Here is a 21,564-nt window from a genome sequence, read left to right as displayed (position 1 = left end):
CCGGTCAGGCGGGCATTTCCGAATGCATGAGCTTGAGCAATTTTGACGGTGTCATGGGCAGGTCGTCGGGCAAAGTGCCGAACGGGACCATTGCGTCCGCGACCGCGTTGAGCAGGGTCGGCCCACCGATGATGATACCGCCTTCACCCACGCCGCGAAAGCCGCCTTCGCTATCGGAAGGCGTGGAGATATGGGTATATTCCAAGATCGGCACGTCGGTGATCGCCGGCAGGTGATAGTCCTTGAACGTCACCGCGGTGGGATTGCCGCGGGCATCGATCGTGAACTCTTCATGCAGCACGACGCCGATCGCCTGCGCCACGCCGCCGGCGATCTGGCCCTCGACGATCGCGGGGTTGATCTGGACACCGCAGTCCTCGCTGCTGATCCAGCGCTTGATCTGCACGAAGCCGGTTTCCGCATCGACCTCCACCACGCAGGCATGCGCGGCGGTGGCATGGGTGAACATGCGCGGTGCGGTGTAGCGATATTGCGCATCGAGCCCGGCTTCCATGCCCGGCGGCAAACGCTTGGCATCGCCATAGGCAAGCTCGGCGATTTCCCTGAGCGAACGGGACATGGCCTCGGCGCCGGCGACTTTGACCATGCCGTCTTCGATCGTGATATCGTCCGGGTTGGCATTGAGCGCATGGGCGGCAATGGCCTTGATCTTGTCGGTCAGCAGCCGCGCGGTGCGGATGATGGCGCCGCCGGCGACAACGGCCTGGCGGCTGCCCGCCCCGCCCGGGCCGAAGCCGCTGCGGGTCGAATCGTCCTGGTAGATGGTGACATCGTCGACGCTGACGCCGAGCTGCTCGGCGATGATCTGCGCATGGGTGGTCTCGATCCCCTGCCCCTGCGAATGGGTGCTGAGGTTGGCGATGACCTTGCCGGCATGGTCGATGCGGATCTGCGCATGATCGCTCAGCAGCGGGAAGATGCCATTCGCGGCGGTCGGCTCGATGTAGGTGGCGATGCCCAGGCCCAGATAGCGGCCCTGCTTGCGGGCTTCGGCCTGTTCGGCACGGAAAGCTGGCACGTCGATCTTGGTCAGCAGGTTGTCCAGGCATTCGATCGGCGTGATGTTGTCGATCTCGATGCCCAGCGGATTGCGGGCCGGGACTTCGCTCGACGTCAGCAGGTTGCGCCGGCGGATCTCGATCGGATCGATGCCGAACTCGCGCGCCGCCTTGTCGAACAGCGATTCGCGGGCGAGCGATTCGATCGCCCAGGGCGCGCGGTAGCCGCCCAGGCCCACCGTATTGGTGAACCACGCCTTGCCGGTGAACTGGTAGACCGGGACCCGGTAAGGGCCAGGCATGAACATCATCACCGGCATGCCGGCGTCGGGCATGTGCGGATAGGCGCCGTTGTTCGAATTGTAGACGACGCCCATCGCGAGGAGCTTCGCATCGGCATCGAAGGCCATCGTCGTGGTGATGTCCGATTCGCGCGCGGGGCACGAAGTCGTCAGCGCTTCGAGCCGGTCCTCGATCCACTTGACCGGGCGGCGCAGCAGCAGGCTGGCGGCGATGGCGCCGGCTTCCTCGCGCCAGGGCTGGGCCTTGAGTCCGAAACCGCCGCCGACGTCGCGGGCGATGACGCGGACCTGGTTTTCGGAAAGGCCGAAGGCGATGGCGATCGCGGCCGAGGCGATGTGCGTGCTCTGGCAGCCGATGTAGACGGTCAGCTCGCCCATCCCGGTCGGGTTGGAAACGCAGCCGCGGGTCTCCATGGTCGATTGGGCGATGCGCTGGTGGCGCAGCGTGCTGGTCACCACTTTGGCCGCGCCGGCGAGGATACGCTCGTACTCGGGGTTTGGCGGCAGGCCGATCTGAAGAAGGACGTTGCTCTCCCGGTCGGCATGGACCAGCGGACCGGTCATCGCGTCCTCGACGGTGATGAGGGGGTCTTCCTCATCGTATTCGACATAGACGAGCGCCACCGCGTCCTCGGCGATGTAGCGGCTTTCGGCGACCACCATGGCCACCGGATCGCCGACATAGCGCACGTATTCCGCTGTCAACGGCAGGGTGATCGGGCCGTTGTTTTCATGCAGGTGCATGTTCGACAGGCGCACGTTGAACTGGCCAAGGTCCGCGGCGGTCAGCACCGCGCGGACCCCGGGCAGGGCGCGCGCCGCCTCCAGGTCCATCGAGACGATGCGGCCGCGCGCGATCTGGCTGCGGACGTAGGCGACATGGAGCACGCCGGGAATCGCGATATCATCGACGAACTGGCCGCGCCCGGTCAGGAGCCGAAGGTCTTCCTTGCGCAGCACGCGCTGGCCGATGTAGCGGCCGGCGCCGCTGATGGGGACGCTCATGCGGCTTCTCCCGCCGTCAGTTGCTTGATCGCCTTGCGGATGCCCTGATAGCCGGTGCAGCGGCACAAGTGGCCGGACATGGCCTTGAGCAGGGCTTCCTCGCTGGGCTCGTTCTCGCCCGTGGTGAGCGAAGTCAGCGTCATCACCACGCCCGGCGTGCAAAAGCCGCACTGCAGCGCGTGGCATTCGCGCATGGCCTGTTGCACCGGATTGAGCGTGCCATCGGCCGCCGCCACGCCTTCAACCGTGGTGATCTCGGTTCCATCGGCCTGAACCGCGAACATCAGGCAGGACCGCACGGCCAGGCCATCGACGACGATCGTGCAGGCACCGCAGACGCCATGTTCGCAGGCGAGGTGAAGCCCGGTCTGGCCCAGCTTCTCGCGCAGGAAATCGCCGAGGGTCATGCGCGCCTCGACCTGTTCGGTGTACTGCCTGCCGTTGACTGTCAGCGTGATTGCGTGGTCGCTCATGCCATGGCTCCCTGGTCCAGTGCCTCGGCCAGCGTGCGCGCGAAGATGCTGCGCCCCACGTTGCGCCGGTAATCGGCATCGGCGGAATGATCGTCGAAGGGATCGGTTTCGGATACGGCGAGGTCGGCCACGGCCTTCCAGTCGACCTGCGCGGGCGTCTGGCCGATCAGCGCGGCCTCGGCCTGGGCGGCTTTCATCGGCGTGGGACCCATGCCGAACCAGGCCAGCCCGGCACGGGCGATGCGCCCCTGTTCGAGCGTGAGCGCGCCCACCAGCCCGACCAGCGCGAAATCGCCGGGGCGGCGCGCCACTTCGTGAAACACGGTGATCGAACCGGGTGCCCAGTCCGGAAAATGGATCGCGGTGACCAGTTCGTCCATTTCCAGGACACTGGCGTAAGGGCCGATATAGAATTCCTCCGCCGGGATGCGCCGCTCGCCGTTCAGCGAGCGCGCCTCGATCTCGGCGCCCAGCGCGACGGCGGCGGCGGGCAGTTCCGCGGCCGGTTCGCCCAGCGAGATCGACCCGCCGACAGTGCCGCGATTGCGGGTCTGGAAATGGCCGACATGCGCGATTGCGGTGGTCAGCATGGGCAGGGCCGCCGCCAGGTCGCCATTGCCCAGCGCCGCGTTCTGGCGCGTGACCGGGGCGATGCGGGTTGCCCCGCCGCCGAAGGAAATGCCTTGCAGCGCGGGGATGCGGTTGATGTCGATGATGACGCCGGGCGTCGACATGCGCAGCGCCAGCAGCGGCAGCAGGGTCTGTCCGCCGGCCAGGATCGTCGCATCGCCGGCACCGCGATCGAGGTGCTCCAGCGCTTCCTCGACGGTATCCGGCACGACGTAGTCGAAAGGTGCGGGCTTCATGATCCGCTGCCCGCCGGGGCGGGCCGTGCGATCAGCTGGGAAACCGCCGGGTCGAGCGTGACCACCACCGGCCCCGAGCGCTTTCCGCACAGATAGCCCATCAGCGCGACGGCGGCGATGGCGATGCCCAGGACCGCACCTTGCCAAGGCTGCGAATGGCCGCCGCCCGCACCGCCCGCGAGGAATCCGGCGAGTGCGGCAAGCAGCACGGCAACGATCCAGGGCAGCAGTGCGGATTGCGGCTGCGGCATCGGCGTTACCGGGGCGAAGCTTGGGACGGGGGTCGGGGCAGGGCCCGAAACTGGGCCTGGAACCGGACTGGGCGCCGCCGCCGTCGCGGCGGGTTGCGCCGCGCTCGGCGCTTCACCCGCGCTTGCGGGCGCCGAGGCGGCTTCCTCGCTGGCCGCCACGATCGCGCCGAAACGCTTGAAGAATGTCCCGGCGAGCTGCTTGGCGGTGGCATCGACGATCGGGCCGCCGACTTGCGCCAGGCGGCCGCCCACTTCGGCGTCGACGGCATAAGTCAGCCGGGTCGCGCCGCCCTCGTCCGCCAGCGTGACCCGCGCGCCGCCCCGGGCGAAACCGGCGGTGCCGCCCTGGCCTTCGCCGGAAATCACGTAGGAATTGGGTGGGTCAAGCTCGGACAAAGTGACGGCGCCGTTGAAGCGCGCGCCGATCGGCCCGATCTTGATCGCGACGGTGGCCTTCAGCCGATCATCGGCCTCCTTCTCCAGCGACTGGCAACCGGGGATGCACTGCTTGAGCACCTCCGGATCGTTCAAGGCATCCCAGACCCGCGCGCGCGGCGCGGCGATCACCTGCTCGCCATTCATTTTCATCGTTCGCGACGCTCCTTGGCGGATTTCTGGCCTTTTCGGAATTCTGACCCTGCGAGCGGTTCAACTGCTGCTGTCCTGCAAGGCGAGGCTGCCGCTTCGCCGTGCGGGGGCAATGCGTGAAATGTCATTTCTGAAATTCGGGCGTCGTCACCCTGATGCCGTCGAGGGCGTCGGTCATCGGGATCTGACAGGCGAGGCGGGCGTTGGGAGCCTCCTCGCCCGAAGCCTCGATCATGGCAAGTTCTTCCTCCGCCGCCGGCACCAGCTTTTCCAGCCACTCCGCCGCGACATAGATGCGGCAGGTGCCGCAGTAGCAATTGCCCCCGCACACCGCCTCGATCCCCTCGACGCCATTCTGGATGGCGCCTTCCATGAGCGTGAGCCCGGCGGGCACTTCAACCGCGTTCTCGGTGCCGTCATGGGTAACGTAAGTCACCTTGGCCATCGGCTCAGCCCTCCTTGGTAGGGGTTTTAGCCCCGTTCAAGGAACCTGTCATCGCGGGCTTCCCGGCAACCGCGGTAACCGACCAAACTGCGCAGTTGTCTGGTAAACCCTTATATAACGACAATTCTTCCTCCTCTTCGCAGATCGCGGGGGGCTGCTCCGAATGACCGGCGACGGATCGTCCCCAGGCCCGTGCCGATCGCCAGCCAGTGCCTCCGACCGGCGGCAACGACCGCATGACGCGCGCGGGAACCCGTGAACGTTGGGCAGCTTTGATTTGAATCGTGCGTATTGGGATGGTGCGGACCGGTCAATATGAACAGGCGGGGGCGGAAGACCGGCGCGGCGGTTCGGAGTGTACCGGGGCAACACGCTCGGGCGCTGCGGTTCTGGCGGCCTTGCCGCCCGGCACCGCGTCTGCGCCGCCGCGGCATTCCGCCAAATGGTCCGAATCTTGCGGCCCCCGGCGTGATCGCGAGGCGAGGCGGGAGCACGCGCTGCGTGCGGTGAAACCGGCCGCGAATGCCGTGGCGAGGGCGATTTTGGCCGAGACGGGCATTGCTTCATGTCTGATTGACATACCCGCTGACAAGCCGATTGGATGCATGTGAAACCGTGGATAGAATTGTCGATGCTGGCGCCGTGCGATTCGGTCGCCTTGATGCCCGGCGGCTGCGTTTCCGCCGGGGCATTGGTCGCGGCGGAACATCGCTGATTCGGTGCGGGATCGATCCGGCTCCGGCGCGGCCAGACGGAAACGTTCCGGACGGGAATTGACATGATCCGGCGTCCGGAGTGTCATGTCCGCAATCCGGACAGAAACTGAATTCGAGGAGAGTCCCTGTGGAAATGAACGATATGGTCATCATCAGCGTCGATGATCACATGAGCGAACCGCCCGAGATGTTCGACAAGCACTTGTCGGGCGATGCCTATGCCACCGCGCCCAAGTTCAGGAAGACCGACAACGGCACCAGCTACTGGGAATACCAGGGCCGCAAGCTGCCGTCGGTGGGCCTCAACGCCGTCGTCGGGCGGCCGCTCGAGGAATTCGGCATGGAGCCGACCTCGCTCGAGCAGTTGCGGGAAGGCGTCTACGACGTCCACGCCCGGGTCGACGACATGAACGTCAACGGCATCGCCGCGTCGCTTTGCTTCGGCAGCTTCGTCAGCTTCGACGGAAGCCTGTTCAGCAAGGTGCCGGACAAGGACCAGGCGCTGGTTCACCTGCGCGGCTACAACGACTGGCATGTCGACGAATGGTGCGCCGCCCATCCCGGCCGGTTCATCCCGTGCGGCATCCTGCCGATCTGGAACATGGATGCCACTGTCGAGGAGATCAAACGCCTCTCCGCCAAGGGCTGCACCTCGGTCTCGCTGACCGACAACCCGACCATGCTCGGCTTGCCATCGATCCACAACGCGTACTGGGAACCGTTCTGGAAGGCGATCACCGACGCCGACATGACCATGTGCCTGCACATCGGCACCGGCAACCCGGCGCCGCACGCCTCGATGGAAACGCCGATCGAGGCGTGGATCAGCACGATGCCGATGGCGATCGCCGTCGGTGCCGCCGACTGGCTCAACCTCGAGGCGCTCAAGCGTTATCCGTCGATGAAGATCGCGCTGTCCGAAGGCAGCATCGGCTGGGTTCCCTACTTCCTCGAGCGCTGCGATTTCAGCCATTCGCGGCACCACGCCTGGACTCATTCGACCTTCGAGGACGAGAAGCCGAGCAAGCTGTTCCGCAAGCACTTCCTGAACTGCTTCATCGAGGATGAGTTCGGCCTGCGTAACCTTGCCGACATCGGTGAGGACATGGTCGCCTACGAATGCGATTATCCGCACTCCGACTGCCTGTGGCCGGAAGCGCCGGAACGGCTCTGGAGCACGGTCAACCACCTGACCGACGAACAGATCGAGAAGATCACGCACCGCAACGCGATGCGCTTCTTCAATTTCGACATGTTCAAGTACAACAAGCGCGAGGATCTGACGGTGGGCGCGCTACGCGCCGCCGCCAGGGCCAAGGGCGTCGACACCACGCCCAAATCGCAGGGCGGCGAGGCGCCGCTGGCGGCCGGCGACAAACGCGTCGTCACCTCGGGCGACATCGTGGGCATGTTCTCGCGCCACGCCGAGGCCGCCTGAACGGCAGGCCGGGCGGGGGCGTCCCCCCGCCCGGCAAGCGTTTCGACGCCGTGAGCACGCCTCGGTCCCGGCTGGTCCCTGGTTGGTCCCCAGTCGGGCCGAGCTTGATCGATGCTTTATGCCGGCTCGATATAGTCCGGCCGCTTGCCGCCGAGCTGCCGGCGCCACCCGCCCGTCTCGCTGGATGAATTGCCATCGGCGCGGCGGATGTCTCCGGGGGTGGCGGCCCGGAAATTGATGAAACTCAGGCCTTCCGGACCGGGGTTGAAGGAATACATGGTCTCGGCCGAGACCGCGAGCGCGGTGCCCGGGCCGTACAGCCGGTTGCCCAGCTTCATCTGGCCTGCCGTCACGAAGATGATTTCATCCTCGGTATGCGAATGCGGGCTGCGCCGCTCCGTTTCCGGGGTGAGGAAGGCGGGCGTGAACTCGTTTTCGTGCAGCCAGATTTCGCAGGTGGGGCACGCCGAATCGAAATGCATGCCCCCATTGACGCCTTGCATCATGCCGGAGACACGTTCGACGCGCTCCACCGGCAGCAGATGGACATGCCCGCCCGGTCGCGCGCTCTGCGGAACATCGGCGGCGGCAAAGGTCAGAAGCTTTGCGGGGGCGAGGCCGCCGGTGATGGCAAGAGCGGCGCCGTGTTCCACCACCAGGCTCGATCCCGCCGCGAGGCGATGTCCGTCAGCTTCCACTTCACCGGTCCAGACATAGGCGAGGCAATCGACGGCCAGCGGGCCGATGCGCAAGCTGGCGCCCGGTTCGACGGAATGGAGATGCAAGTGCAGCGGGTCCCTGCCGCCCGCAAGGTAGGCAGCCGTGCTTGCCTTGCCCGAAAACCCGGGGGGAGTTTCGACCGGCACGATCTTTTCCAGCGGAACTACTGAGACTTTCGGCATTGTGCTTCCCCTGCCGCTAATGCGCTTGCGCGGATTGGCCAAAGTCGCGCCGGCCTCGGCGACGGCCCGCGCCATCGCTTCCGGCCCGGCGGTGCGGGCCTGAAGCAGGCGTAGATCGTCATTCTCACAATCTCTCTCCCGGTCGCCTGCGCGTTGCCCGCACTGCTGGCGTATCGACAGTCCTTGCGAGTCGGACCATGCTATGAACGCCGAATCATCCAACTATGTCGGCAGCGTCGCGGATAGACAAGTCCAGCAGGTGCATGACCATTGGCCGGGGTAGCCCGGAGTCGACTTTCAACTCAATAACGTGAGCTTACCCACACTTGCATGTGAACCAATATATTTGCATTGCCCCCCGTTTTGTGCCAGCCTTCGCGGCATGACGTCACAGGTGAAATTTGTAAGGGTCGATGAGCCCGCGGAGGGGCTCCGTTCACGCAAGAAGGCGAAGACCCGGATCATGATCGAGGAGGCCGCGCTCGATCTCTTCGCCAGCCAGGGTTACGAAGCGACGACCGTGGAGCAGATCGCCGCGCAGGTTGAAATCTCGACCACCACTTTCTTTCGCTACTTCCCCAGCAAGGCGGATGTCGTTCTGTGTCAGCAGGACGGCCATTTGCCGGAGCTGCGCAGGGTTATCCTTTCGCGTCCGGCGAGCGAGAGCGGATTGGCGGCGGTGCGCCATGCAATGCTTCAGGTTTGGGTTCCCAACGTGGATCCGGAACATACCCTGCGCGCCGGTCTGGCGGTGGCGAACTCGGCTACGCTGCGCGGGCTTTACAACGATCTCAACCGCACCTGGCTCGATGGGATTGCCGAAGCGCTGGCCGAGCGGAAAGGGCTTTCCAGTCCTGACGAGGAAGTGATGATTACCGCGCGCGTGGCGCTTGGCGTGTTCAACGAGGCGATCAGGGCCTGGGGCAACGGCGAGTGCGGAGAAACAGTGGACACGATGGTTGAGCGAGGCTTCGCCGCGCTCACGCGTCTTTGCGCCGAATGGGGCGCCGAATGGGCGCGGACCGTTTAAGTACACGAACCATTTAAACACACAGACACACGAAAATGGGAGAATAGGGTGATCGGCTTGAAAAACCGCGAATGCTTCGCGCCTTTCGTTCATGTGAAGGAGCTGTCGCGATGACGGTCGGCCTTTCGCTTGAAGGCAAGGTCGCGCTTGTCACGGGCAGCGGGCGCGGCATCGGCGCCGGCATCGCGCGCAAGTTCGCCGAGGCGGGCGCCGCTGTCGCGGTGACGGCCCGCACCACCAGCGAGATTGACGGGATCGCGGCCGAAATCCGCGCTTCCGGCGGACGCGCGGTGGCCATTGCCGCCGATATCGCCGATGCCGAGCAGCTTCCCGGCCTGGTCGACCGAACGGTTTCCGAACTGGGCGGGTTGGATGTGGTGGTCAACAACGCCGGCGGCGGCATGTCCCCCAGCTTCGTCGATACCCGCTACGAACTGCTGGAAAAGCATTTCCACCTGATCGTTTCGATGTCGTTCGAACTGTCACGCCTGGCGCTGCCGCATCTTCTGGAGCGGCCTGGCGCCTCGATCATCAATATTCTGTCGCCGGGGGCCTACCGGGCGCCGCGCGGCAACTTGTCCTACTATGTCGCGAAGGCCGCACTGGCTCACATGACCAAGCTGATGGCCGCCGATCTCGGGCCGAAGGTGCGGGTCAACGCCATCATTCCAGGCCCGATCGAAACGCCGGCGCTGACCAAGGTTTTCGAGGAACGGCCCGAAATCCGCGATGTCGCCAAGAATTCCACCCGCATGAGGCGGCTCGGGTCGCCCGAGGATATTGGACTGGGGGCGGTCTATCTCGCTTCGTCGGCGGCCTCGTTCATCACCGGTGCGCTGATGCCGATCCATGGCGGCGATGTCGAGGAAATGAGGCCGATCTCACCCGACCTTTGAACGGGGACGCCAGATTGCAAGGGCTGGCCTGGCGGAATCCGCCGGGCCTCGCCTTCAGACCAATTTTGAATTCAAGGAGATTTCAGTGACCGGCACGGCAATCAACGACCAAGCACTCGACCAGCTGTTCCTGGAAGCGAGGACACAGAACGCCTGGAAGCCCGATCCGGTGAGCGAGGAACTGCTGCGGCAGGTCTACGATCTTGCGCGGATGGCGCCGACTTCTGCCAACAGCTGTCCGGCGCGCTTCGTGATGGTGGCGAGCGCCGAGGCCAAGGAGCGTCTCAAGCCCCATATCCTGCCGACCAATGTGGACAAGATCATGGCGGCCCCCGTCAGCGTGATCGTTGCCCACGACCTCCAGTTCTACGACAAGCTGCCGCAGTTGTTTCCGCATGGCGGCGATGCCTACAAGGGCTACTTCGCCAGCAACGAGACGCTGGCGGTCGAAACCGCGTTCCGCAACGGTTCGTTGCAGGGCGCCTATTTCATCATGGCGGCGCGTGCGCTGGGGCTCGATTGCGGGCCGATCTCCGGGTTCAACAATGCCGGCGTGGACGCGGAATTCTTTCCCGATGGCGTGGTGAAATCGAACTTCATCTGTGCGATCGGCCATGGCGATCCCGCCGGCGTCTGGCCGCGCAATCCGCGCCTGTCGTTCGAAGAGGCGTGCCGGATCCTGTGACGATGGAGCCGGCCGGTCCGCGGCAAGGCTGATCGGGCCGACCGGCTGCATACAATTTGAAAGGCCCCCTTTCCGGGGGCGGTGAGGGATGGAGAATCCGATGGGATTTCTTGAAGGAAAAGTCGCGGCCATAACCGGCGCAGGCTCCGGCATGGGCAAGGCTTGCGCGCGGATTTTCGCGCGTGAGGGTGCCATGGTGCTGGTGTCCGACATCAGCGGTGCCCAGGAGCAGACGGCGGCCGACATCGGCGCCCAGGCCGTCGCCACGCGGTGCGACATCTCCGACGAGGCGCAGGTCAGTGCGATGATCGACCTTGCCGTCAGCAAGTTCGGCCGGCTCGATGCCATGCTCAACGTCGGCGGCATCGGTTCGGGCGCTCTCCTTGAAAGCCTTGAGGCGGCCGATTTCGACAAGATGCTCAACATCAACCTCAAGGGCATGTTCTTCGGCGCCAAGCACGCGGTGCGCGCGATGAAGGAAACCGGCGGCGGAACGATTACCAACTGGTCGTCGCTGGCGGGCCTCATCCCTTCGGTCGGCAGCGGTGCTTACAACATAGCGAAGGCCGGCGTGGCGATGATGACGCGGCAGTTCGCGGTGGAGGCAGGCAAGTACAACATCCGTTCAAACGCGGTCTGCCCGGGCATGATCCTGACCGAGGGCATGGGGCGCGCGGGATATGAGGCGCAGCCCAAGCGTGCGACGGTCAATCCGCTTGGCCGGCCCGGCGCCGCTGAAGACGCGGCTGAACTCGCGGCGTTCCTGGCATCGGATCGCGCGGCCTACATCAACGGCGTGCTTATCCCGCTCGACGGCGGCTGGGGCTGCATGCTCGCTTGAGGTCGCCGGGCCTTGTCAGGCATAATGACGAGGCGGTCTTCACGGCCGCCTCGTTGCGTTCAGGTGCCGGCGTTCAGGTGCCTGCGTTCATGGCGCCGATCAGTTCAAGCGACCGGATGCGTGCGCCGGCATCGAAGAAGTTGCCGGCGATCATGATCTCGTCCGCGCCGGTGGCGGCGGCGAAGGCTTCCAGGCGTTCCCGGACGGCTTGGCCGGAGCCCACGATGGTAAGGCGGTGCATGTGTTCGATCATGGCCTTTTCCTGCGGCGTCCATATCGCCTCGATGTCATCGACCGGAGGGTGGACCGGGCCTCGCTTGCCGCGAAAGAAATTGATGAGCCCCATCTGCGCGGAAGAGAAATGATACCGCGCCTCCGCATCGGTATCCGCCGCGAAGACATTGATGCAGGGCATGAAGCGCGGGGTGGACCGTCCGTCCCGGGCGATGAAACTGGACCGGTAGAGTTCGATCGCCTCGAGCAGCCCGTTGGGTGTCACATGCGCGGCAAAGGCGAAGGCGAGCCCGTTCTGCGCCGCAAGGCGGGCGCTCGATGGGCTCGATCCGAGGATCCAGATCGGCAGGTCGGTGCTTTCGCCGGGGATCGCGCGCACCGGCTGGCCGGGGCTCGCCTTGCCAAGGAACACCTGCAATTCCTGGAGATCGGCGGCGAAACGCTCCGATCCGCGTGGATCGCGCCGCAGTGCCCGCACCGTGAATTCGTCGGTGCCCGGAGAACGTCCAAGCCCCAGGTCGATGCGGCCGGGGTAGAGCGCTTCCAGCGTGCCGAACTGCTCGGCGACGACCAGCGGCGCGTGGTTGGGCAGCATGACTCCGCCCGATCCGATGCGCATCGACCGCGTCGAGGCGGCCACATGACTGATGACCACCGCCGTCGCCGCGCTGGCGGTGCCGCCCATGTTGTGGTGCTCGGACACCCAGAAACGATGATAGCCGAGCCGTTCCGCCGCCTGCGCGAGTTCGCGGGACCGGCGCAGGGCATCCGCCGCGGTTTCGCCTTCGGCAATCGGGCAAAGGTCTAGGATCGATAGGGGTGTCATGCTGCTCCGGCTGGTTGGTTGGGGACGAGCCCGGCTTGGCGGATCTCGCGGATTGATGGTTGCGCGTCGTGGTAGCTTGCCTTAATTTAGCAGTCTAGTACAATGTGTTTGTCGACTCACATATTATATCATGGTCCTGTAATTAGACGGAGCCGTGTGGGTCAGCATTGGGAGAATGCAGGATGGCGGATTCGGTAACGGTGATCGAAGCAATGCAAACGATGCAAATGCCGTTCCCACGCGATGAGGTGCTGCGGATTTCGCCGATCTATGCCGCTTTGCGCGAGCGGGCACCGATCATTCCCGTTACGACGCCGACCGGTGATCCGGCCTGGGTCGTCGTGGCTTATGAAGAGGCCAAGCAGGTCTTCGCCGATCGCCGCTTCGGCTATTACACGCACCATGATCCCAAGAACGCCTCGCGCATGTCGGATGCGGCGATGCATTCCCATCCCATGGGCGGCGTGGACTTCGAAGACCTGATGGTGCGGCTGCGCAAGCTGCTCGCGCCCGGATTTACGCCGCGCCGGCTCATGCTGCTCAAGGACTGGGTCCAGGAACTCACCGACGGCTGCCTGGATGACATGCAGGCCGCGCATGACCGCGATCCCGACCAGCCGGTCGACTTCCACGAGCTGCTGGGCTTTCGCCTGCCGGTGCTGGTGATCGCGGCGCTGCTGGGCTTTCCGATCGAGGACGGCGACTATGTGATCGGGCTGTCCCATCGCATGGGCGCCACGCAGAATGGCGCGGACGCCATGGCCGCCGCCGGCGAGCTGCAGCAATACATGCGCGGACTGATCGAGAAGAAGCGGGACCACCTGGGGCCGGACGTCATTTCCGACTTCATCCGCGCGCAGGACGAGGACCCGGATTTCTTCAAGGTCCGCTCCATCGATTCGTTCGCCGCCGGGCTGGTGTTTCCAGGTCATGAGACCACCGTGGTGCGGATGGACTTCGGCGTGCTCTATCTGCTGAGTGATACCTCCCGCCGGGACTGGCTGATGGCCGATCCGGAAGGGCGGATCGATCAGGTGGTGGAGGAAGTGCTGCGCATCACCTCCGCGCATAACTTCGGCCTGATGCGCTACGCGAACGAGGATATCGAGATCGGCGGCGTCACGATCCGCCGGGGCGACCTGGTGATTATTTCCGAATCCGCCGCCAACCGCGATCCGCGCGTGTTCGAGCGGCCCGAGGAATTCGACCCCACGCGCAAGAACACGGGCCATCTTTCGTTCGGGCACGGCGCACACAATTGCCTGGGCATGAGCCTGGCCCGAATGGAGTTGAAGACCGTGTTCCTGTCGCTGTTCCGGCGGTTCCCCAACGCGCGCCTGGCGATCGACCCGGCGGAGCTGCGGGTCGACAATAGCCGCGTCGGCGGCGGTGTCGATAAAGTCCTGCTGACGTGGTGATGTCCGCCCCCCAAAGGGCGTTCCTGCAATCTGCCTGTACACGGCCGGCCTGCCGCCGGACATAATAATGGAGAATGAGAGAATGCCTGCGATCACGGCGAGGGACCTTAGCCCTGCATTCGGTTCCGAAGTATCCGGCCTGGAACCGCGCGTACCGCTTGACGATGAAACCATCGGCACGCTCAGGAAGCTGTTCGACGAACGCGGTCTGCTGGTGTTTCGTGACATCCAGGCGGACATTAAGTTCCAGACTTATTTGTCCGAACTCCTGATCGGCAACGACGTGCCCGATCCCGACGCGCTGCCGCTCAATGACAAGTTCATGATCTCCAACCGTGAACCGAAGGGGGCGGCGCCCTATGGCCGCCTGCTTTACCATTCCGACCAGATGTGGTCGGCCAAGGACCGGGTCGACCTGATCTCGCTCTACGGCAAGGACGTGGGCCAGCCTGCCACCCCGACCATGTTCGTGAGCGCGGTCGAGGCCTGGAAGACGCTGCCCGAAAATCTGCGCAGGCAGGTTCAGGAACGCTCCGCCATCCAGCATTATGACGAGGACGTCTATCGCAAGCGCGCCGCCGGCGACCCCGACGTGCTGGTGTCCACCTACCAGACCGGCGAGGATTTCGTGACGACACCGATCGCCTTAACCCATCCCCGCACCGGCAAGACGATTCTCTACGTCTGCCAGCAGACCACGCAGAAGATCGCCGGCATGCCCGAGGCGGAAGGCGACGCGCTGCTTGAGGCGCTGTTCGATCACCTCTACGCGCCGGGCGTGGAACTGGCCCACGATTGGCGTGAGGGAGACCTCATCGTCTGGGACAACCTCGCGCTCCAGCATGCGCGGCCCAACGTCCTTGTCGAAGGTCCGGCGCGCACCTTGCGCAAGACGCTCGCACCGTTCCCCAAGTCCATGATTAAGGGACCGAAATACGCGAGCGTGGCCGAAGCCTGACCGCTCCGCGGGTTCGCTGCGCCAGCGCGGCGAACCCGCGGCACCCTCCAGCGTTGGCATTCGGCGGCGGCACGAGGCGGATTCAGGCAGGTCGTCGGCAAGCCTACTGACCGCATGTCTAATCCGCATGAGATCATCGGGGCGCAATTGCGCCAGCTTGCCGCATCACGAATGGGAGGGAAAACGGCATGGCCGCGCAAACCACATGGCGCCCCGCCAATCTCGAGGAGCGCATAGAGCGCGTCGAGGCGCTCGATCAGATCAGGCAGCTCGCTTCGCGCTATGCGCTGGCGGTCGATACCCGCAACCTGGATGATCTGGCCGCGCTGTTCGTCGAGGATGTGCGCGTGGGGCGCGACGAATATGGGCGCGAGGCCATCAAGAAATGGTACGGTCGCTCGCTCGAACGGTTCGGCACTTCGATCCATTTCGTCGGCAATCAAGTGATCGATTTCGTTTCCGCCGAGGAGGCGACGGGAGTGGTGACCTGCCACGACGAACTGGAGATGAACGGGGAATGGCACCTCGGGAAGATCCAGTACTGGGACAACTATGTCCGCCGCGACGGCACCTGGTATTTCAAACGGCGCAGGCTCCAGCGCTGGTATCTGGCCGATGCGCTGACCCGGCCCAGCCACGGCGGCGGCGTCAATGTCGATCCCGCCGCGCTCAAGGTCGGGCAGTTGCCGGACATCTGGCCGAGCTGGAACGAGTTCTGGAACGCGCGCGGCACGTCGCCGCGTTGAGGGCAGGGTGGCTTGGCCGGCGGCCGGGCGGGAGAGTAACGGTGACACGATCATGAGCCAATTCCGCACGAGCCTGTTTTTCGACATGCGCGCGCCATCGTTCGGCGCCCCGGTGCGGGACATCTATGCCGCGGCGCTTGAAATGACCGAGTTCGCCGATCGGATCGGCATGACCAAGGTCGGTTTTATGGAGCACCACGGCTGCGACGACGGCTATCTCGCCAATCCGTTCCTGATGGGCGCGGCGGTGGCGGCGCGCACGCGGCGCATCCGGATCAACCTGGGCGCGGTGGTGCTGCCGCTGCACGATCCGCTCAAGGTGGCCGAGGACATCGCGATCGTCGACCAGATCAGCCGGGGCCGGGTCGAGGTGATCTTCGGAGCGGGCTATGTCCCTTCGGAATTCGCGCGGTTCGGGGTTTCACTGCACGATCGGGCCAAGCTGATGGATCGCGGGATCGAGACGATCCTGCGCGCGCTCTCGGGCGAAGCCTTCGACGGCGAGGGCCGCGATATCCTGGTGCGCCCGCTTCCGGTCCAGGATCCCAGGGACATCCTGCTCGTCGGTGGCGGCGTCAAGGCATCGGCGATCCGTGCGGCGCGCTTCGATCTTGGCTTCGCGCCCGCCAATCCCAAGCTCTTCGCGCTGTACGAGTCCGAAATGCGCGAGCGCGGCCAGGTGCCGCGCGCGATGCACGGTCCGGGCCGGCCGCTGTGCATCCACCTCGCCGAAGACGTCGAGGCCGGCTGGGCGGAATTGTTGCCGCACGCCGTCCATGTCGCCTCATCCTATGCCGCCTGGGCTGACGAAACCGGCATGCACAAGTCGCCGTTCCACGGACTCGGGACCGAGGAGGCCATGCGCGCCGCCGGGATATTCCGGGTCTGGACGCCGGACCAGATGCTGGAATACGCGGCAAATCTGCCGCCGCATGCGACGCTGGGTTTCATGCCGCTGTTGGGCGGGCTATCGCCGGAGGCGGGATGGCGCTGCCTGCGCCTGCTGGAGCAGGCGATGCCGCGCTTGCGGGCACTTCAATCACAGAGAGGATAACGAAATGGAACTGGCAAGCGCAAAGCACGCCTTCATCACCGGCGGTGCGAGCGGCATCGGCCTGGGAGTAGGCAAGGCACTGGCCGAACGGGGCATCCGCGTCACCGTCGCCGATGTCGACGCGGAGGCCATCGACGCCGCACTGGCCGGCGGCGGGGAGGCGTTTCGCGGTGTCGTTCTCGATGTCCGCGACCGGGCCGGCTGGGCCAATGCCAAGGCCGAGGCGGAAGCCGCCTTCGGGCCGGTCGACCTGCTGTTCAACAACGCCGGAATCGCCTCGTTCGGATATGAACTCGCCGATATGGCTCCGGAAGCGTTCGACCGTATCGTTGCCGTCGATCTGACCGGCGTGTTCAACGGGGTTTCGGCGTTCGCCGCCGACATGCGGGGACGGCGGCATGGCCACATCGTCAATACCTCCTCGATGGCGGGGATTTGCGGACCCAGCCAGGCTATCGGCGGAAGCTACGCGGCCGCCAAGTTCGGTGTCGTCGGCCTGTCCGAAACGCTGCGTGTCGAACTCGCGCCCCATGGGGTCGGGGTTTCGGTGCTTTGTCCGGGCATGACCGCCACCGGCATCGCGCAAAGCAGCATGAAGCTTGGCGGAGACATGCGGCTTCCGGCCGGGCGGGAGCCGGACGACGCATCGCATGCGGGTTCCAGCCCGCTGGAGATCGGAACGGCGGATGAAGTGGCGGCGAGCGTTCTGCGTGGCATCGAGGACAATGCTCCCTATATCATCACGCATGGCCGAGGCTGGTGGCCGCTGGCCCATGCGAGGCATGTCGCGCTCGAAAAAGCGTTCGAGGGCATGCGCGGCGAAGGTTGAACAGCGGCGGTATCGTACCGCTTGCGCCTTGTGCCGGCCGGATGCTATCGTATAGCACATGCTATGTAATATTCGGCCGGCTGGCCGCCCGCGTTTGACGGGCGGAGCCAATGCCGGCGGCAAGATGGAGATTGGTTGCCATGGCAAGTCTGCAAGTAAAGGAGATCCGTCCCGGCTTTGGTGCGGAGATCTCGGGTGTCGAGCCCAAGGTGCCGCTGCCCGATGACGTGATCGCGCAGCTTCGGCAGTTGTTCGACGAACGGGGCTTGCTGGTGTTCAGGGACATCGATGCCGATCTGCGGTTCCAGACCTACCTCTCGCTGCTGCTGATCGGCGAGGACCCGCTGGCCAATCCCGCCGAAAGCCTCGATTCGCCCGCTGCCCGGCGCGAACTGCTGGTCTCGAACCGGGAAGAGGGCGGAAACGCCCCCGTCGGCCGGCTGCTCTATCATTCGGACTACATGTGGCGCGACGATGTGTTCCGTCTGCTGTCGCTCTACGGCCTCAAGGTCGAACAGCCGACCAGCCCGACCATGTTCGTCAGCGCGGCCCATGGCTGGGATACCCTGCCGGATGACCTGCGCGCCCGGGTGGAAGGGCTTTATGCGATCCACGGACAGGATGCTTCCTATCAGCAGCGCAGCGGCGGTGACGCGGACGTGCTGGTTTCGAAGTTCGACGAAGCGGAAACCATCCGCTTGCCGATCGGTCATCGCCACCCGCGCACGGGCCGCACCATTCTTTACGTCACGCCTCAGTTCACGCAGCGGATCGACGGCATGGAGGAAGCGGAAAGTGAGGCGCTGCTGGGCGAACTGTTCGACCACCTCTATCGCCCGGAGGCGGAGATCACGCATCAGTGGCGCGAACGCGATCTGGTGATGTGGGACAATATCGCCCTGCAGCATGCGCGTCCGAACGTGACTTATGAAGGTCCGGCACGCACCTTGCGCAAGACTTTCGCCCCGCCGCCCAGCGCCAATGCCAGCAAGCGGCCCAGGTTCACGACTGTCGGCGCCTGACTTGCGCCGCGCGGCGCGTGTGATACCGACACCGGCATGACAGAACACCCCGGCAATGCGCCGGTCGCTGCCACGCCGCCGCGCCGAGCGGCTTCGATTCGCAGAACGACGACGCACGATTCCAATCGCCCCGAAGGGCTTGACGGCCTGGTCGCCCATGTCGCTTCGGGGCGCGACCTGCTGACCGACGTGCGGGGACAAGCCATTGTCCTCGACGAAGCGCGAATCGAAGCGACGGTCGATTACAACCGCGTCGCGATCATCGGCATCGCCAGCCAGCCGCCGGAGCCGGCGCTGGCCGCGCTTGCGGGCAAGGGCGCCTATTCCGGATTTCGCAAGTCGATCGAGGACTTGCTGCCAGGCGAAGTGGGGTCGCACACCATCCGCGCGCAGTTGTTTGACGATTTTCCGGCCGCCGTCATGGGTAACGGCCGCGCGCTGCGGGCCGAAGGCGTGAAGATCGCCATGGCACGCAAGAACGCGCTGCCGGTCGATCTCTGCGCCGGCTGGGCGGAAGGCGGGACCCTGGTGAGCGGCTATTCCGATCTGGGGCCGCCGCTCCTCGTCGGCCCCCGGTCCCCGGCGCTGGCGGGAGAGCATGATCCGCTTGCGTGGCACGCGTTCGCGCCGCTCGCCGCCCACGGTACGCGCCGCGCGCGGCGGACCGATCTGTGGGAGGAGGACGGGCTCGGCCGTGCCGACTGTTTCTTTCGCGACAGCCATGTCGACCGCCACGGCGTGGAGACGGTGATCCACGAATGGCGCCTGCTCGTGGCTTTCGATCCGGACGAGCGGCGCTTCGTTTCGGTTAGTGCCGATGCCGGGCCGCTGCCTTATCCGGAATGCCCGGCTTCGGGCGGCAGCGCCGCGCGGCTGGCGGGCATGTCGATCGACGGGCTTCGCCGCGAGGTGCGCCGCAGTTTCGTGGGGCCATCCACCTGCACGCACCTCAACGATACGTTCCGTGCGCTCGAAGACATCGGCATGCTGTTCGATCGACTTGCCGCCATCGCATGAGGTCAAGACTCCTTCCCCCTCCGCCGGCGGCGGGATAGGGAGCTATGGCGGGCTGCAACGTACAGACGGCCCCCGAGGAAAGGCCCGAGAAAAGGATGGATACGATGGAGCAAGCGCCGCTGGTCCTGGTTGAAGAGGATGACGGCATCCTGATCGTGACGCTCAACCGTCCCGAAAAATACAACGCCATCAATATCGCGATGATGCGGACCTTTTCGGATGCGGTGGACCGCCTGCGCGATACGCCCGAACTCAAGATCATGCTGATCCGTTCGACCGGCAAGTATTTCTCGGCCGGCGCGGATCTCAAGGAATCGCGCAACGAACGCCCGAAGACCGGTTCGGGAATCCGCGAGATGCATCGCCGCATGCCCTCCGACATGCGCCGGATCTGGGACGAGATGGAGGCGATCGAAAAGCCCTTCGTCGTCGCCCACCAAGGGCCGTGCGTGGGCGGTGGGCTCGAAATGTCGCTGTCCTGCGATTTCCGCCTGGCATCGACCAATGCGCGCTATGCCTTTCCCGAAGGCAAGTTCGCGATCCTGCCCGCGACCAACGGCGTCAGCCGCCTCACGCGCATGGTTGGCGCGTCCTGGGCGCGCTACCTGGTCATGGCGAACATGGAAGTCGATGCCGAGGAGGCGCGGATGATGGGGCTGGTCCACAAGGTTTTCCCGGCGGAAACCTTCGACGAACAGGTCATGGCCTTCTGCCGCCATCTGGCCCGGCAGAACAGCGAGCAGATGGGAACTGCCAAGATCGCCATCGAGCTTGCGCGCGATCTGGGCGCGCATCAGGCCGCCTCGGTCGAACGCCTGGCCAATTCCGCGCTGATGCTGATGCCGGATTATTCGAAGATTCACGACGCCCATGTTTCCAACATCGGCAAGGGAACCAAGGGCGGCTGACGGGCGGCGTCCGCCCGATATTTCACCGTTGCGTGGCCGCCGGCCGCGATGAACCGACTATTCAAGGATGACAGTGATGAGTGAGCAGGATCTGCTGGATATGGAAGGCCAGGTGGCGATCGTGACCGGTGCCGGGCAGGGCGCAGGCCGGGCGATCGCGCGCGAACTGGCGCGGCACAATGTCGGCGGCGTCGCGGTGAATGACTATGTGGCGGAGCGGGCTGAGGCCGTGGCTGGGGAAATCCGCGCCACCGGCGTGCCGGCCATGGCGGTGCCCTTCGACGTTGGCGACATCGCGGCGGTGCGCGCGGCCAACCAGGCGATCAAGGACACGCTCGGCACGCCGACGATCCTGGTCAACAATGCCGGAAACGCCGGCCCGGTCGATGACATCGGCTTTTCGGCGATGTTCTGGGAAGAGGATCCTTCGGCCTGGGACAAGTACTTTCGCACCAACATGTTCGGCGTGATGAACTGCTGCCACACCTTCATTCCCAACATGGTGGAAGCGCGGCGCGGCCGGGTGGTGGCGATCGTCTCCGACGCCGGCAGGGTCGGCGAGGCGCGGCTGGCTGCCTATGCCACCGCGAAGGCCGGCGCGGCGGGCTTCGTGCGCGCGATCGCCAAGGAATCGGGGCGCTGGAACATCACCTGCAATGCGATCTCGCTGTCCACGCTCGAGCCGCCGATGCCTCCCGAGCAGCTTGCCGAATATGTCCAGACCGAACGGGCCAAGGCCTATGTCTCGCGCTATGTCATTCGCCGTTACGGCAAGCCGGAGGATGTCGCCGGGATGGCCACGTTCCTGTGCTCCAAGGCGGCGGCGTGGATCACGGGGCAGACTTATCCGGTGAACGGCGGCTACAGCTTCGCCATCTGAGCATCTTCGGGCATGCCGCCGGAGCGGGATGGACCGGCCGGCGCCATCCCGCGCCGCCTTCGGCGGCTCACAAAGACGAAGGAAAAGTGGGTGAGTTCTTATCAATGCAGGTTAGTATTAGCTCATCCACGTGGACTCGCAGCACGGCCGCCGACAAAGAACGCGTTGAGGGGCCGGGGCAGGTTTCACGCGAGAAGAGCAGCAAGGCCCCCCGT

The 21,564-nt window shown here is 65.2% G+C and carries 21 protein-coding genes; 14 read left to right on the top strand and 7 right to left on the bottom strand.

From position 1 onward, the window contains the following. Positions 1–4 precede the first annotated feature (4 nt). From BM052_RS07250 to BM052_RS07230, 5 genes are all read right to left on the bottom strand, one after another. Entirely contained in the window at positions 5–2,326 is a 2,322-nt protein-coding gene (locus BM052_RS07250; protein ID WP_091144947.1) for a xanthine dehydrogenase family protein molybdopterin-binding subunit, read from the bottom strand. Further along, positions 2,323–2,799 carry a (2Fe-2S)-binding protein gene (locus BM052_RS07245; RefSeq protein WP_091144944.1) on the bottom strand — a complete coding sequence of 159 codons (477 nt, stop codon included), beginning with the start codon at positions 2,797–2,799 and terminating at the stop codon, positions 2,323–2,325. The genes BM052_RS07250 and BM052_RS07245 overlap by 4 nt, the downstream gene beginning before the upstream one ends. Further along, positions 2,796–3,665, bottom strand: a complete 870-nt coding sequence (locus BM052_RS07240; RefSeq protein WP_091144942.1) for an FAD binding domain-containing protein — start codon at positions 3,663–3,665, stop codon at positions 2,796–2,798. The genes BM052_RS07245 and BM052_RS07240 overlap by 4 nt, the downstream gene beginning before the upstream one ends. Then, positions 3,662–4,504, bottom strand: coding sequence for a CoxG family protein (locus BM052_RS07235; protein ID WP_091144940.1), 843 nt, complete (start codon positions 4,502–4,504; stop codon positions 3,662–3,664). The genes BM052_RS07240 and BM052_RS07235 overlap by 4 nt, the downstream gene beginning before the upstream one ends. Before the next feature lie 124 nt (positions 4,505–4,628). Further along, on the bottom strand, positions 4,629–4,949 hold the full coding sequence (locus tag BM052_RS07230) for a 2Fe-2S iron-sulfur cluster-binding protein (RefSeq protein ID WP_091144937.1): 321 nt from the start codon (positions 4,947–4,949) through the stop codon (positions 4,629–4,631). Positions 4,950–5,798: 849 nt separating this feature from the next. On the opposite strand from BM052_RS07230, the gene BM052_RS07225 reads away from it, so the two are divergent. Beyond that, positions 5,799–7,103, top strand: a complete 1,305-nt coding sequence (locus tag BM052_RS07225; protein ID WP_255406012.1) for an amidohydrolase family protein — start codon at positions 5,799–5,801, stop codon at positions 7,101–7,103. A 116-nt stretch (positions 7,104–7,219) separates the two neighbouring features. Here the strand turns inward: BM052_RS07225 and BM052_RS07220 are convergent, their stop codons facing one another. After that, positions 7,220–8,005: a pirin family protein gene (locus BM052_RS07220; RefSeq protein WP_143084763.1), complete on the bottom strand. Its 786-nt coding sequence runs from the start codon at positions 8,003–8,005 to the stop codon at positions 7,220–7,222. Between the two features lie 463 nt (positions 8,006–8,468). Between BM052_RS07220 and BM052_RS07215 the strand changes: the two genes are divergently transcribed. From BM052_RS07215 to BM052_RS07200, 4 genes are all read left to right on the top strand, one after another. Beyond that, positions 8,469–9,035, top strand: a complete 567-nt coding sequence (locus BM052_RS07215) for a TetR family transcriptional regulator (RefSeq protein WP_218151528.1) — start codon at positions 8,469–8,471, stop codon at positions 9,033–9,035. Positions 9,036–9,145: 110 nt separating this feature from the next. Beyond that, a complete protein-coding gene (locus BM052_RS07210) occupies positions 9,146–9,931 on the top strand; it encodes an SDR family NAD(P)-dependent oxidoreductase (RefSeq protein WP_177198367.1) in 786 nt (261 codons plus the stop codon). An 85-nt stretch (positions 9,932–10,016) separates the two neighbouring features. Beyond that, positions 10,017–10,616, top strand: a complete 600-nt coding sequence (locus BM052_RS07205) for a malonic semialdehyde reductase (RefSeq protein WP_091144926.1) — start codon at positions 10,017–10,019, stop codon at positions 10,614–10,616. A gap of 100 nt (positions 10,617–10,716) precedes the next feature. Next, positions 10,717–11,457, top strand: coding sequence for an SDR family NAD(P)-dependent oxidoreductase (locus BM052_RS07200; RefSeq protein WP_177198366.1), 741 nt, complete (start codon positions 10,717–10,719; stop codon positions 11,455–11,457). Positions 11,458–11,530: 73 nt separating this feature from the next. On the opposite strand, the gene BM052_RS07195 is transcribed toward BM052_RS07200, so the two are convergent. Continuing rightward, a complete protein-coding gene (locus BM052_RS07195; RefSeq protein ID WP_091144922.1) occupies positions 11,531–12,517 on the bottom strand; it encodes an LLM class flavin-dependent oxidoreductase in 987 nt (328 codons plus the stop codon). A 182-nt stretch (positions 12,518–12,699) separates the two neighbouring features. Between BM052_RS07195 and BM052_RS07190 the strand changes: the two genes are divergently transcribed. The 9 genes from BM052_RS07190 (at position 12,700) to BM052_RS07150 (ending at position 21,349) form a co-directional block, all read left to right on the top strand. Next, positions 12,700–13,935, top strand: a complete 1,236-nt coding sequence (locus BM052_RS07190) for a cytochrome P450 (RefSeq protein WP_218151527.1) — start codon at positions 12,700–12,702, stop codon at positions 13,933–13,935. Between the two features lie 82 nt (positions 13,936–14,017). Then, positions 14,018–14,893, top strand: a complete 876-nt coding sequence (locus tag BM052_RS07185) for a TauD/TfdA dioxygenase family protein (protein ID WP_177198365.1) — start codon at positions 14,018–14,020, stop codon at positions 14,891–14,893. A 188-nt stretch (positions 14,894–15,081) separates the two neighbouring features. Next, entirely contained in the window at positions 15,082–15,639 is a 558-nt protein-coding gene (locus BM052_RS07180; RefSeq protein WP_091144916.1) for a nuclear transport factor 2 family protein, read from the top strand. 52 nt (positions 15,640–15,691) lie between these two features. After that, positions 15,692–16,693: an LLM class flavin-dependent oxidoreductase gene (locus tag BM052_RS07175; RefSeq protein WP_091145063.1), complete on the top strand. Its 1,002-nt coding sequence runs from the start codon at positions 15,692–15,694 to the stop codon at positions 16,691–16,693. Between the two features lie 4 nt (positions 16,694–16,697). Continuing rightward, the gene (locus BM052_RS07170; protein WP_091144915.1) at positions 16,698–17,522 is read left to right on the top strand and encodes an SDR family oxidoreductase; all 825 of its coding nucleotides are present in this window, start codon (positions 16,698–16,700) and stop codon (positions 17,520–17,522) included. 140 nt (positions 17,523–17,662) lie between these two features. Beyond that, positions 17,663–18,544 (top strand): TauD/TfdA dioxygenase family protein, encoded by an 882-nt coding sequence (locus BM052_RS07165; RefSeq protein ID WP_177198364.1) that lies wholly within the window; start codon positions 17,663–17,665, stop codon positions 18,542–18,544. A 36-nt stretch (positions 18,545–18,580) separates the two neighbouring features. Beyond that, on the top strand, positions 18,581–19,561 hold the full coding sequence (locus BM052_RS07160; protein WP_091144911.1) for a DUF2889 domain-containing protein: 981 nt from the start codon (positions 18,581–18,583) through the stop codon (positions 19,559–19,561). 104 nt (positions 19,562–19,665) lie between these two features. Next, the gene (locus tag BM052_RS07155; protein ID WP_091145060.1) at positions 19,666–20,469 is read left to right on the top strand and encodes an enoyl-CoA hydratase/isomerase family protein; all 804 of its coding nucleotides are present in this window, start codon (positions 19,666–19,668) and stop codon (positions 20,467–20,469) included. Between the two features lie 76 nt (positions 20,470–20,545). Further along, positions 20,546–21,349 (top strand): SDR family NAD(P)-dependent oxidoreductase, encoded by an 804-nt coding sequence (locus BM052_RS07150; protein ID WP_091144908.1) that lies wholly within the window; start codon positions 20,546–20,548, stop codon positions 21,347–21,349. Positions 21,350–21,564 lie beyond the last annotated feature (215 nt).

This window comes from Novosphingobium sp. CF614, assembly GCF_900113255.1.
GTDB lineage: Bacteria > Pseudomonadota > Alphaproteobacteria > Sphingomonadales > Sphingomonadaceae > Novosphingobium.
Note: the sequence above shows the minus strand (reverse complement) of the source record. Positions and strands in the feature narration are given on the sequence as shown.